Origin of the sequence: Nonomuraea sp. NPDC049028, from assembly GCF_043197735.1 — a bacterium.
GTDB lineage: Bacteria > Actinomycetota > Actinomycetes > Streptosporangiales > Streptosporangiaceae > Nonomuraea.
The window spans coordinates 698,935-711,782 of sequence record NZ_JBICTR010000005.1 but is presented as its reverse complement, the minus strand read 5'-3'; the positions used below and the strand labels follow the sequence as shown (position 1 = coordinate 711,782).

Genomic DNA, 12,848 nt, shown 5'->3' with positions numbered 1-12,848 from the left:
ACCCGGCCGGACTCCCATTCATGACGCCCCCTCGCCGCGCCGACCCGTGACGGCCGACACGCTCATCACGGCCCTGGCCGCTTGCGCCTGGTGCCTATGCGGCCGGTCGCCCCCCACCGGCGCCAGTCGGCCCCCATCAACCCCGGTATACCCCCGCTGACCGCCCGCTATCTGCCCGTCGATGTCGACCGGCGGCTTGGAGCACCCGCCGTTCATGCTCGCGCCGGTCGCTGCGAACGCGGCCCTCGCCGCCGTGGCCTGTGGCGGTATCACCTCCGGCTTTCCCTTGAGGCTCAGGGTGACCAGTCGGCCGTCCATGGATCGGAACCGTCCCACCCTGACCGCCCGGCCGGGAGCCGCGATCCGGTGCGGGATGTCGTCCCAGGCGTCCACGTGGAGCCCGACTCGGAGGGGCATCTCCCGAGGCGCTGGTCGACGGCTGCGATGAGGGCCGGGAGCTCGGCCGCCGCGTCGGTCGAGCGGAGCCACGATGTCCTGTCCACTGGCCCAACGTGGCCACGCGCAGTTGCGAGGGTCAGCCGTACGGCGGATGCTTGAACCGGAGGTCTGGGAGGGACGCGAGCCCTACGGCTGAGCCTCGGACCTGCGCGCGGCCAGGAGGGCCCCTTGGACGGGCATTGTCCCACTGGGGAGATCGCCCGCAGGACCGCACAGAGCCCAGGCTTGAGCCGCTGCCTGAATCCGGTTCTGGTGAAAGGGGCCAACAGTGCCTGACAACTGCGTACTGATCATTCGATTTCACTCACTAAGCGGTGAAGATATCTCCATGATCAGTAGAGATTTCGACGGAGAGCAGGGAGCGCTCGAGGTGATCGCTCGCGCTCTTGACGAGCAGCGCAGCCTGGTTTTGACCCGCGCTAGGTACGACCGGGAGACCGAGACGAACGGCGTGGTCATCAACCTGGCCAACGTGGTTTTGGTGCGGGTGTCGAAGACAGACAGCGCTGAGGCGGGGCAGTACCTGTAGCGGGGAAGCCGGCCCCGCGATTGACACCACTCCTGGCACCTTTGCGGCCGTCCTGGAATCGGCAACTCGATTGACGAGGAATCGGGTTCGGTCGGCTGTAGTGTTGTATGAAGGTCGTGCACTCTCATGTGCAACGGCCTGGAAGGGGCGGCCCCGGCGCGAACACGCCGGGGTCGTTTTCGCGTCCAGCGAGCCCATGTTCACCGTGACGCCGGTCGGCACGGCAACGCGGTCCAGGCCCGTGATGCGCCACGCCGCGCTGCGGCCTGGAGGCCGGTCACGGCGCGGGCGCCGCGCGGGCATCGCCGTAGTCACACCGCGCCACACCCAGCCAACTCACCGACCGCCGACACGCCGCCGCCTGCCAGGATGCCGCCATGACCGACGAGGAGCAGCTAGCCCAGCTTGACGACCTCATCGCCCATGAGCAGATCATCCGAAGCATTCAGCTCACCATGCAACTGTTCGAGTGCAGCATGCGGGACGCGACTGAGTTCTACCAGGAGCAGCGTAAAGGGCCCGCCTCCGGCGGGGGCGCTCCGGCTCCGGGATGATCGCCGCGTAGACCGGATGGCCGTAGATGGCCGAGGTGGAAGCCTGATCATCCCGCCCGCCATCGACCCGGGACAAGCCGAGCAGACCAGGGCCACGGGGCCCTGGCCCGCTTCCCCTTCGCGAGGGTCGACGGCAGACGGGATGATCGGGCGGGGTGTACGCAGGTGCGCAATCCATGCCACCCTGCGCCTATGCTCACCGTCCGCCAACTCCTCGACTACCTCACCGGCCTGCCCGACGAAACCCCCGTCGTGGTCAACGTCAATGCCGGGGATTGGTACCTCCGCGTAGAAGATCTCAACGTGACCACCGCCCAAGACGCGACCGGTCCGCGGGTGAAAAGGCGCGCGAGCTCTCAACCGCGCGTGGAGCCCACCTGTTCGCCCGCCGCGCGGAGACGTTCCTGGCCGGCCTCGGCTGACAGAGGTGGGGCGAGAAGTTCGGATCGCGAGGAAGAAAGTTTCCACTGGCCGTCGATGCCGTCGCCGCCATGATTTTGGTCAGCTCAGAACCGGTCGCCGACATGGAGCCTTTCGTCCGTGCGGCTCAACAGGGTGACCCTGAGGGGCTCGCCCGCCTTCTTCAGCATGAGTACCCCGGGATGCGGGCGGTGGCGGTCGGGGTCCTGGGCGCGGGACCGGATGCCGACGACGCCTGCCAGGACGCCGCGGTCACCGCGCTCTCACGCATCGGCAACCTGCGTGATCCGTCCAAGGTCCGCCCATGGCTGCACGCCATCGTCCGCAACAACTGCCGGATGATCCTGCGCAACCGCCTGCCCGGCCTGGTCGAGTCGGCCGGCGCCGACCTGATCGCCTCGTTCCTCGACGACCCGGTCGCGGCCATCGAACGCAGCGCCCTGCGTGACTTGGTCTGGCACGGTCTACGGCAGCTGACGCCCGCGACACTGCCGGTGGCGATGCTCCGCTACTTCACTGTCCGCAACTCCTACGCGGAGATCGCCACGCTGTGCGGGATCCCGGTCGGCACCGTACGCAGCCGGCTGAGTGACGCCCGCTGGCAACTGGCCACAGTTCTTCCGCTGGTCGGCCATCATCGGCACCTGGATCAGGGCGCGATCAACACCGAGCGCGCCCGCCGCGATCCTCTCCGCGGTCGCGAACCGCGTACCGCTTCCGTCGGTCCACCGGCGCTGGGCCGAGGACCTGGTCATGTATTGGCTCACCGGTGTGACGGGCACACCCAGGATTACGATCTGGGAAGCCGACGCCATCTATGAGCTGGGCCGTTCGGCCTGCGGAACTCCCCGTCGGGGCATCGCCATGGTCTTGGCATTGAATTCTGTCCGACAAGGCCCGATATAAAAGCCGACGACTTTCAATCCGTAGATTCCGGGTTCGAGTCCCGGACGCCCTAACCGTCAAAAGCCCTCTTGGCCAGGGGTTTCACAGAACCGCATTTTCGATGCGGGGCAGATTCGGGTCATCTTTGCCTGGTTTTACTTCGGCGCGCTTGCCAGGAAGTTTTCAGGATCGATCGGTTGATCCATCGCATCGAGGGCTATTAACGTGCATTTCACCCTCAGTTTTCCCGAGTTGTCAAGAAGGCGGTCACGACGATGACCCGACGTACCCGCAGAGCCTTGGCGGTGGCCTTAGCGCTCGTCCTCAGCCTGAGCCTGGTTTCCCAGGCAGGTACGGGGACGGCCGCGGCCGCCAAGCCCCAGCGGCCGAACATCATCTTCTTCCTGGTGGACGACATGTCCGCCGACTTGCTGCCGTACATGGACACCGTGCGCGGCCTGGCCGACGACGGCACCACGTTCACCAACTACTACGTGTCGAACTCGTTGTGCTGCCCGTCGCGCGCCTCGATGTTCACCGGCCAGTTCCCGCACAACACCGGCGTGGCCACCAACCTGAACTCCGACCGCGGCGGCTACAAGGCGTTCGCGCCGCACGAGCCCAGAACGTACGCCGCTTCGCTGGAAAAGGCCGGATACCGTACCGGCTATCTCGGCAAGTACATCAACGAGTACCCAGTGACGGGCACCGACTATCACGTGCCGACAGGCTGGGACGAGTGGCACGTGGCGGCCGGCTCCGGCTACGGCGAGTTCAAGTACCAGCTCACCAACTATGTGAAGGGGGAGACGCCCGGCCTGGACTCCTCCGACGGCACGTACTTGGTGGACCTGCTCGGCAAGCGGGCTACGGACTTCATCGCACGTTCCCGCGAGCGCGCCCCGGGCAAGCCGTTCTTCCTGCAGGTCGCGCCGTTCGCGCCGCACGCCAGGCTCAACGTCAAGCCGGGCGAAAAGGAGCCGCGCTTCCCGCCCGCCCGCCGCGACCGGCCCAAGACCCAGTTCCCGGCCGGGGAGTTCCCGAACGGCGACTGCGGCGGGCCCGACTGCGACGACATCGATGTGAGCAAGCTGCCCGCGTTCGACGAGGACACCGCCGACAAGCCCTCCTGGGTACGCCGCGAGCCGCTCGCTCCCGCGCTGGTCAAGCAGTTGCGTACGGACTTCCGCGACCGGATCCGCATGGTGCAGTCGGTGGACGACATGGTGGCCCGCGTCCTGGGCACGCTGACGGCCGCCGAGAAGCGCGACACGTACGTGGTGTTCACCAGCGACAATGGCTTCCACCTCGGCCAGCACCGCCTGGTACGCGGCAAGAGCACCGCCTACGACCACGATGTGCGCGTGCCGCTGCTGGTCAAGCGTCCTACAGCGGGACGGCACGGCGACCTCGTGACCAGCGCCATCGCCCAGAACGTCGACCTGTTCGCGACCTTCCTCGACATGGCCGGCATCGGCGCCGCCACCCGCGACAGCCGTGACGGCCGCAGCCTGCTGCCGCTCATCCAGGGCGACAAGGTCGAGGACTGGCGTAAGTCGGCCCTGATCGAGCACGTCAAACCCAACCCGGCCGCACCCGGAGAGCCGGAGCCGGACCCCGACGCCGAACCCCTCCAGGCGGGCAACTCCCAGCCCCCCAGTTACGCGGCCGTACGTACTGCCGGGGACCTGTACGTCGAATACGAGGGCGCGTCGAAGCCCGAGTACTACGACACGGTGTCGGACCCGAAGCAGGAGTCCAACGACCCCGACAACGCCAGGACCGCCGACCTGGCCAAGGTCCTCGACGCACTGGCGAAGTGCGGCCAGGCGGGCGCCCCGGACTGTTGGACCGCGGCCCGCCTCTGACCTGGGCAAACCCGGCCAGGGGCAGCGCGACATCCGCCGCCCCTGGCCGGGCGCCTCTGGGCGTCAGCGAAGCGTCTGTGTTCCGATGACGGACAGCACCTGCAGGTTCTCGTGGGGGCTGCGTGTGAACGAGGCGTGTAAGCCCTCCCTACTTGTCGTGCTGCCGGCCCACCATCTCGTTGATCCAGATGGGCGCGAACGGAGACGTACAGCCTGGGGAAGTGGGGTAGTCCTTGAGCACTTCCAGGCGCGCACCGATGTCGATCGCACGGGCGCGGTGCTCGGCGTGCTCGATCCCGATCTGAGCCAGGCAGTTGTTCATCGCCCACTGCAGGCGATCCGGGGCGTCTTTCATCTCCGCCTCGATGACATCGAGCAGTCCCGCGAGGTCGAGTCCCTCGGGTTGCTTCGTCACGCGTTCGGCGGTCAGCGCCCAGCCGGCGCTCGCGGCCACCGGGTCCGGATCGGCGAACCAGGCCAGGCGCAGCTCTTCGGCGTGCGGGTTCTTCTTCACCACGTAGTTCACGAGCCAGTCGTGCACCTTGGGTGTGCGCGCCTTGCGCAGCATGCCGTCCAGTTCGTCACGCTCGAATGCTTTCGGGCGGCAGATCAGGATCGCCAGCAGTTTCGCCGCGGTGTCATCCGTCTCCCAGAGCCGGCACGCGAGTTCCTGCTGCGTCTTCAGCCGCTTGGCGAGCGCGCGCAGCTTGCCGAGGTTCACACCGTGATCGTCACCGTGCCTCTCGTTCACCTCGCGTGCCTTCGGGTCCTCCAACCCGGCCAGCTCGGCCATCACCTGGCCCAGCGTCGTCTCGGCCACCTCAGCCTCCTGTCCGTCACGTGCGAGATTCAGCCTAGACGGGAGGCGGCTTCGTACCGTACATGCTGGTTCGGCGGCAGCCACCGACACGGGATCCCGCATCTTCGCGCCCTGACCCTTGCCTTCACTCCGAGCAGCCGGTAGTCAGCCGTTGCGCCGCCAGGAGCGATGTCCATGCCAGGACGAGCGCGATGGCGAGGGCGAAGGCGACATTGGCCACCCGTGAGCCCTGCGACGCGAAGATCGAGATCCAGGCTGCCAGGAAGAGCGCGCCGGTCACCGTACTGAAGGCGGCCCAGCCGCGGCGGCCGGCCGCCGCGAACCGTCGGCCGAACGCGAAACACGCGGCGATCAGCGCGACAAAGGCGACCCCGGAGACGAGGAAGTGCACCATCCCGTGCGTGCTCATGCTCGTGGGCGGGCCGAGGGGCGTCCCAGGCGGGAAGCCATCGGCGGGGTCGGCGGAGAAGAAGGCGGCGGCGACCATCCCGGCGCCGAAGACACCGACCAGCCGAGGCCCCCAGATACCTCCCCAGCCCGCCGGACCGCGTGTCCGGTGCAGGCCGACCGCTCCCGCCACGAACAGCAAGCCGCTGACCGCGAAGTTGGCGATCTGAATCCATCCCTGGTCACCGTTGCTCAGCATGCTGGCCGGGTACCGGCTGATGTCGAACCCGTCCCTGGTGAGCATCTGCAGCAGCACCACGACGATGTAGAGCGGGCCGGCGACGATGCCGCAGCCCAGCAGCGTCCGCGTCGCCCCGCCAGTGAGGTCGTCGGTCATCGGTACTTCTCTGAGAACGGGACGATTCACCGCGCGGCGGGTCATCTGTCGCCGTCCCCGGCGGCGACCGGCTGGTTGCCGATCTCTCGGTGGGTGGCGTTGATCTGGTTGACGATGTCGATCATTCCTCTTCTTCCTCCTCGTCGTTCGAGCCTGGTCGTTCCTCCGCGGGCGGCGTCTCGTCAAGCGGGGGCGTCTCGTCAAGCGGGTGGCGGCGCTCGCGAGTTCGGTGCCAGCGCGTCCAGGCGCCGGGGTGCCGACCGCGCCGCCGAGCACGTCGAGTGCGTGAACGGGGCCAACAATTTCACTCAGTACTTATATAAGTCAAGTCTTATTATGGTTGATACGGGCCTCGGCGGGAGCGTTCCGCCCGTACGGTGGGGCAGGCATGCGGCTTAACGCTCCGTTACCGTCCGCGCTGCGCGCCGGCCCGGTGTACTGGGTCGTGTCGCCGCTGAGGGCGACACCCATCGGGGTCTGCCGCAGGGTCTCGCCGAGTTCAGTGACGATCTCCGCGGGCGTATCGTTCAACCGCTCGGCGCGGTCCAGGCCGCGTTCCTGCTAAGCACCGCTTTCGGACCGTGGCTCCTCGGCCTGGGGTACGACGTGCTGGGCTCGTACGACCCGGTCATCCCTGTGCTGATGGGCATCCTCGTCATCGGCGCGATCCTCATCGGGTCCCTGGGCCCCTACGCCTATCCCGCCGTCAACGGTTTCGACCAGCTCGCCGCGCGAGACGAGCTGGCCGCAGCGCAGGTACTGAGCGAGATCGCGGAGGGCAAGGACTGTTCAGAGGCTCAGCAGAACGTCGTCACCACGTCACGGGCTTGCTCGGGGTGAACAGCCAGACGTTGAAGAAGTCGGTCAGGTCCCGGCCGGAGATCTTCTCCGCGAGCGTGATGAACTCATCAGTGTCGGCTAGGCCGTAGCGATGATCGGCCGCCCACGTCCGCAGCAGCCGGAAGAAGGGTTCGTCGCCGATCTTCACGCGCAGCGCCTGGAGCGTCATGCCGCCACGGTTGTAGACGGCGGTGTCGAACATGGTGTCGCGCTGCGGGTCGGCCACCTTCGACAGCCAGAACGACTCCGGCCTGGTGGCGTACTGCCGGTCGAACCACGCCTGGACGGTCTCGCCGCCGGTGTGCTCAGTCCAGTAGCGCTGGGCGAAGGTGGCAAAGCCCTCGTTGAGCCAGATGTGCTGCCAGGTCCGCACCGAAACGCTGTCGCCGAACCACTGATGGGACAGCTCGTGCGCGACCGTGGTCTCGCTGCGGACGGCGGAGTACAGCGGCTTGGTCTGATTCTCCAGTGAGAAGCCGACGATCGGGACGTTGTCCACGATCGCGCCCGTCTCCTCGAACGGGTAGCGCCCGAACAGTTCGCTCCAGTAGTCGGTGATGTCGGCGGTCTGCTGGAAGACGACCTCGGTACCAGGCACGGTCGGATCGGTGGCGACCCATTCGCGCAGGCCGTCCGGGGTCCTGCCCTTCTGCACGTCGAACCGGCCGATCGTAGCTGTGACCAGGTACGACGCCATCGGACGCAGCTCGTTCCACAGGAAGGTCGTCGTGTCACCGTGGGTGACCTGCGCCGCCAGCACACCGTTGGCCGCGGCGGTGAGCCCCTTCGGGACGGTCACCGAGATGGAGTAGGTCGCCTTGTCGCTCGGGTGGTCATTGGAGGGGAACCAGGTGCTGGCCGCGTTCGGCTCGCAGGCGACCAGCACACCGTCCTCCGTGGCGATCCACCCGTACGGCAGGCCGAACACGATCGGGCCGCCGAGCGGCTGCGGGATGCCGTCGTAGGTGACGCCTACGTCGAACACGCTCTGACGCCGCAGGCCCGACCCGGGCGTAACGATCAGCTCCTGGCCGTCGCGCACGTACGCGGCCTGGCGGCCGTTGACCGTGACCGACCTCACCGTGAGCTGCTGGAAGTCCAGATCGAAGCTGGACAGGTCCTGGGTGGCTCGAGCCAGCATGTGCACCGTCCCCCTGAGCACCTTGGTGGCAGGGTCGTAGCCCAGGTTGAGGGAGTAGTGCTGGGCGTCGTACCCGCCGTTTCCCTCCAGGGGGAAGTAGGGGTCACCGAGACCGGGCGCACCTGGCCGGAAGTCGGGCGGCGCGGCCGCGGCAGCGGATGGGGCGGCTGCGAAGGTCATGGCCGCCGCCATGCTGAGAGCGGCGGTCCAGCGAGCGATCTGGGCAAGCACCATCGCAAGCCTCCGTGGGGTAGGTCATTAGCCCGAGAGTGAAGGAAAAACCGGAACTTGTCCGGACCCAAAATTCGGCACCCGCGTCGACGACCATCGCTACCACGGCCCACGACCCCACGCTCACGAACAAGGCGCCGAAACGACTTCTCGCATCTCCAGGAGCGGCAGGCCCGCCGCGTACCGGCGGAAGAAGCCGGCTGTCGGGGTGTCCGCCGTCGCGACGGCGTCCGGGGTGCCCTCCGCGACCACCGCACCCCCGTCCGGACCGGCTCCCGGCCCCAGGTCGATCACCCAGTCCGCGGACGCGGCGACCGGGATGTCATGTTCGGCCACGACTACGGTGTTGCCCGAGTCGAGCAACACATCGAGCGCATCCACCACACGCTGGATGTCGGACGGGTGCAGGCCTGAGACGGGCTCGTCGAGAACGACGAGGCCGGCTTTGCGGCTCGCGGCACCGCGCTGGATCGCGGACGCCAGTTTCAGCCGCTGTGCCTCGCCGCCGGACAACTCGGTGGCGCTCTGGCCGAGTTGGAGATAGCCGAGTCCGACCTGGTTCAAGGATTCCAGCGTCTCCGTGAGCTGCCGGGGCTCGCGGAACCGCGCCACGGCCTCGGCGACGGTCAGCTCCAGTACCTGGTCGATGGCCAGCCCCTGATACCTGATTTCCAAGGCCTCCGGCTTGTAGCGCCGCCCTTCGCACGCGTCGCAGACGACCCACACATCCGGCAGAAAGTGCATGTCAACCAGCTTGCGGCCATAACCGGTGCAGGTCTCGCAGCGGCCGCCACCCGCGGTGTTGAAGCTGAACCAGGAGGCACTGACCCCGTGCTCGCGCGCCATGTCGGTTTCGGCGAACAGCTTGCGGACGATGTCGAATGCCTTGCTATACGTAGCGGGGTTCGACCGCGGCGTCCGCCCGAGCGGTTCCTGATCGACGACGGCGACCCAGCCGAATCCCTCGAAGCCGGTCACCTCCCGCACCGTGTCGGTCACGGCCCCGTTGAGGGCGGCCTCCACGCTCGTCCCGAGCACGCCTAGCAGGCTGCTCTTGCCGCTGCCGCTCACCCCGGTCAGGCAGGTGAGCCGACCGGCGGGGAAACGCACCAGGTCCGCGGTCACGTTGTGCACACGCAGGCCGTGCAGCTCCACCCAGCCGGTGTCGTCCCCGGCCGGGCGGCGGGTCCGGCGCAGCCGCGGCCCTTCACCGGCCAGATAGCGCCCGGTCAGCGACTTCGGGTGGGCGGCCGCGTCGGCGGGCGGCCCCGACACCAGAACCTCACCGCCGAGACGGCCCGCGCCCGGCCCCATATCGATCACCCAGTCGGCCCGGGCGATCAGCTCAGGGTCGTGCTCGACAAGGAGCACCGTGTTGCCGGCCGCGCGCACTTCCAGGGCGATGTCGAGCAGGTGTGCCTTGTCCGCCGGATGCAGCCCGGCCCCGGGCTCGTCCAGGACGAAGATGATGCCGCTCAGCTCAGTGCTGAGCTGCGCGGCGAGCCGGGTCCGCTGCAACTCACCCCCGGACAGCGTCGCCGCGCTCCGGGCCGGCTGGAGATGGGCCAGGCCGAGCCGGTCAAGGATGCCGAGCCTGCGGCCCAGGTCCTGCAGCAGCGGCTCACCCACCTCGCGCTGGCGGGAGCCCAGGTCGTCCGCCACGCGCCTCACCCACCTGTGAACCTCCCGTACTTCCACCTCGAGCAGGTCGGGATAGGTCAGCCCGCCGAGCCGCACGGCCAGGGCCACCTGGTCGTACCCGCTGCCACCGCAGGTGCCACAGGGCCGCTTGCGCATGTACGGCAGGTAGCGCTGCTTGGCACTGGAGGTCTGGGCGTTCATGAACACCCGCTCCACCTCGGCGAGCGCCCCCCGCAGCGGCTCGCTCAAGGTGTAGGTCACCTGGGCCGTCTCATTCTTGTTCGTCATGTCAACGGTCGCCTCGATCTTCTCGTCACCCGTGCCGTACAGCACGCAGTGACGGAACTCCTCAGGCAGCGACTGCCACGGCCGGCCGAGGTCCACGCCCCGCTTGTCGGCAAGCGCCGGTACGAACGCGTGCTCTCCCGACCGCCACTTCGCGTACCAGGGCGAGGCCCCCTCGAACAGCGGCAGCTCCGGGTGGGTGATGACCAGGTCCTCCTGCGCCTGCCAGCGCCCGCCCACCCCATGGCAGTCCGCGCAGCTCCCTTCCGGCGTGTTGCGGTCGAAGTGAGCGGTCGTCAAATGCCCGTCCACACTCTCCGCCGCCGGGTCCGCGCCGATCCCGGGAAGGCGCGAGTACAACAGCCCCAGGTGCCCGTCGATGCCGGTGATCGTCGCGACCGTGGAGCGGGGGTTGCGGTTCAGGCGACGCTGATCGACCGCGAGCGTCGCGCCGAGTCCCAGGATGCGGTCGACCTTCGGTCGATTGCGCTGGGTGATGTACTGCCGTACGAACGGCGAAAGCCCCTCCAGATACCGCAGCTGGGCCTCATTGTGCAGAGTGTCGATGGCCAACGAGGTCTTGCCACTGCCGCTCACTCCCGTGAACGCGACGATCCGCCCTTTGGGGATGCTCACCGACACGTCCCGCAGGTTGTTGGTACGAGCCCCCACCACGTCGATGGTCTCGCGCCCCATACCCTCGACGCCCCGTACGAATGCCGTCAACTTTCGTTCACCCGCGCAGTGACCTTGGCGACGTCGGGAGCGTAGGCGGTCATCCAGTGCGGATGCAGCCGGTAGTAGACCACTTCGTTGTCCCAGTCGAAGAAGTCGCCGCCATAGAAGTCCTTGAAGTAGGCGAGCAGGTCCGGCCAGTCCTCGGCCGGCTCGCCACCGAAGGGGTTGAGGATCTCCACCGTGCCGTGCGTGAACACGCCCAGGTCCTCACCGCGCATGTGCGCGGCGCTGACGGCGGGGCGGGCGGCCAGATGGCGGGCCTTGGCGGCCTTGCGCGCCGTGCCGAAGTGCCACTTGCCGTGCAGGAAGTGCCCGTCCACTCCGCTGATCCGCGGCTCGCCCTTGGCCGTCACGGTGGACAGGGCCAGGGTGCACATCCCGGTGAGGACGCCGGTGAGCTGCTCCGCGGTCAGCGTGCGCTCGGTACTGATGATCGAGCGGAGATGCGAGGTGGAAACGGAGAGAGAAGAATCCAGTAGGACCTGCAGCTCTTTGAGCTCTTCTCGGGTTTCGCGCATTGCTGTCCTCATCTATGTCGGGCGCGGCCCACGTCCTCCATCAGCGCCGGCCGGCGAAGCCATGCTCGTCCCAAAAGCCGACATCTTGTGTCATGTTTTTCATCGCTTGCGCGGACATCACCTGGATCGACGAGTAGCAACCTGGTTCCGCGGCACCGTTGCGGGAATCCGGTGGATCTGGGCTCAGGCGCTGTCTTCCGCGGCCGAGGTGACGCGCTGGATGGCCTGGACGGCGACGTCAGGCTGGTCGACGTAGATGTAGTGGCCGCTGCCGGTGGCCGTGCTCAGCTTGCTGCGGCTGGACAGCGCGAGCCACTTGCGCTGTCCCGCGGACCACGCCTGCTCCAGGCGCGGCCCGTATGTGGGGATGGCCGCGAGGTACCGCTTGCCGTGCTGGATCACCTCCACCGGGATGTTTCCGGCGGAGCGCGCCTTTCCATCGGTGATGACGAGCTTCTCCGGGTTCTGTCCCTGGAATATCGCGAGGTTCTGCGCGCGTACCTCGGCTGCCGGGCCCTTGGCGGACTCGGGGATCGCCTTCGTGATGTCGTGCACCATCGTGGGTGGCGTGGCGTCCATCAGGACCAGCCCTTTGACTCTGTCCTGATGGTCGGGGGCGTATCTGGCGGCGATCAGTCCGCCCAGCGAGTGCCCCGCCAGGACGACCGGGCCGTCACCGGCGACCCGGTCGAGCACGCCGGTGAGGATCTTCCCGGTGCCGGCGAAGTCCTGCGGGCCGTCCGGCTGGTCGCTGGCGCCCGCGCCGAGCCGGTCGTAGCTGCAGACCTGGTTCTTCTCGCTCAGCGTCTTCTGGAGAGCGGCCATCTTGTCCAGCCCGTCACCTCCTCCGTGCATCAGCACGATGACGGGCTTGCCCTTCGCCGGGTCGCCCGAACAGGACACGTTCACCGACCGGCCGTCAACATTGATCTTCTTGGTTCCGGAGATCCGGCCGGTGTCGGCTTTGTGGGTCACGGGGGCGAGTGGGTCCCAGTTGTCCATCGAGTCCTCGTCGCAGCCGGTGACCCCCGCCCCGATCACGGTGACGCACAGTGCGGCCACAACGGCTGCCTTGAGCTTGCGGGGCATGATGTCCTCCAGTGCGAAATCGGAAGTGGCCGCGGTGCCGTGCCAC

At 67.8% G+C, this 12,848-nt stretch carries 12 protein-coding genes; 5 read left to right on the top strand and 7 right to left on the bottom strand.

Annotated elements, in window-relative coordinates:
• Positions 1 to 18: 18 nt before the first annotated feature.
• Positions 19 to 417, bottom strand: a complete 399-nt coding sequence (locus ACGFJ2_RS22860) for a DUF5994 family protein (RefSeq protein WP_393471254.1) — start codon at positions 415 to 417, stop codon at positions 19 to 21.
• A 370-nt stretch (positions 418 to 787) separates the two neighbouring features.
• Here ACGFJ2_RS22860 and ACGFJ2_RS22855 point away from each other — a divergent pair, with 370 nt between their 5' ends.
• From ACGFJ2_RS22855 to ACGFJ2_RS22840, 4 genes are all read left to right on the top strand, one after another.
• On the top strand, positions 788 to 988 hold the full coding sequence (locus ACGFJ2_RS22855; protein ID WP_357653769.1) for a hypothetical protein: 201 nt from the start codon (positions 788 to 790) through the stop codon (positions 986 to 988).
• A 377-nt stretch (positions 989 to 1,365) separates the two neighbouring features.
• Positions 1,366 to 1,542, top strand: coding sequence for a hypothetical protein (locus tag ACGFJ2_RS22850; protein WP_357939546.1), 177 nt, complete (start codon positions 1,366 to 1,368; stop codon positions 1,540 to 1,542).
• Between the two features lie 491 nt (positions 1,543 to 2,033).
• Positions 2,034 to 2,783 carry an RNA polymerase sigma factor gene (locus tag ACGFJ2_RS22845; RefSeq protein WP_393471250.1) on the top strand — a complete coding sequence of 250 codons (750 nt, stop codon included), beginning with the start codon at positions 2,034 to 2,036 and terminating at the stop codon, positions 2,781 to 2,783.
• Positions 2,784 to 3,122: 339 nt separating this feature from the next.
• On the top strand, positions 3,123 to 4,715 hold the full coding sequence (locus ACGFJ2_RS22840; protein ID WP_393471247.1) for a sulfatase: 1,593 nt from the start codon (positions 3,123 to 3,125) through the stop codon (positions 4,713 to 4,715).
• Between the two features lie 148 nt (positions 4,716 to 4,863).
• Here ACGFJ2_RS22840 and ACGFJ2_RS22835 read toward each other — a convergent pair whose 3' ends face one another.
• Both ACGFJ2_RS22835 and ACGFJ2_RS22830 read right to left on the bottom strand, forming a co-directional pair.
• A complete protein-coding gene (locus tag ACGFJ2_RS22835; protein WP_393471244.1) occupies positions 4,864 to 5,535 on the bottom strand; it encodes a DNA alkylation repair protein in 672 nt (223 codons plus the stop codon).
• 124 nt (positions 5,536 to 5,659) lie between these two features.
• Positions 5,660 to 6,319, bottom strand: a complete 660-nt coding sequence (locus tag ACGFJ2_RS22830) for a DUF998 domain-containing protein (protein ID WP_358192773.1) — start codon at positions 6,317 to 6,319, stop codon at positions 5,660 to 5,662.
• A gap of 606 nt (positions 6,320 to 6,925) precedes the next feature.
• Between ACGFJ2_RS22830 and ACGFJ2_RS22825 the strand changes: the two genes are divergently transcribed.
• On the top strand, positions 6,926 to 7,159 hold the full coding sequence (locus ACGFJ2_RS22825) for a hypothetical protein (RefSeq protein ID WP_358192782.1): 234 nt from the start codon (positions 6,926 to 6,928) through the stop codon (positions 7,157 to 7,159).
• Here ACGFJ2_RS22825 and ACGFJ2_RS22820 read toward each other — a convergent pair.
• The 4 genes from ACGFJ2_RS22820 to ACGFJ2_RS22805 all read right to left on the bottom strand — a co-directional run bounded on the left by ACGFJ2_RS22820 (position 7,131) and on the right by ACGFJ2_RS22805 (position 12,802).
• The gene (locus ACGFJ2_RS22820) at positions 7,131 to 8,534 is read right to left on the bottom strand and encodes a M1 family metallopeptidase (RefSeq protein WP_393471240.1); all 1,404 of its coding nucleotides are present in this window, start codon (positions 8,532 to 8,534) and stop codon (positions 7,131 to 7,133) included. The genes ACGFJ2_RS22825 and ACGFJ2_RS22820 overlap by 29 nt on opposite strands.
• Before the next feature lie 120 nt (positions 8,535 to 8,654).
• A complete protein-coding gene (locus tag ACGFJ2_RS22815; protein ID WP_393471237.1) occupies positions 8,655 to 11,183 on the bottom strand; it encodes an excinuclease ABC subunit UvrA in 2,529 nt (842 codons plus the stop codon).
• Positions 11,180 to 11,713: a pyridoxamine 5'-phosphate oxidase family protein gene (locus ACGFJ2_RS22810; RefSeq protein WP_393471233.1), complete on the bottom strand. Its 534-nt coding sequence runs from the start codon at positions 11,711 to 11,713 to the stop codon at positions 11,180 to 11,182. The genes ACGFJ2_RS22815 and ACGFJ2_RS22810 overlap by 4 nt, the downstream gene beginning before the upstream one ends.
• A gap of 183 nt (positions 11,714 to 11,896) precedes the next feature.
• On the bottom strand, positions 11,897 to 12,802 hold the full coding sequence (locus tag ACGFJ2_RS22805; protein ID WP_393471230.1) for an alpha/beta fold hydrolase: 906 nt from the start codon (positions 12,800 to 12,802) through the stop codon (positions 11,897 to 11,899).
• Positions 12,803 to 12,848: the final 46 nt, after the last annotated feature.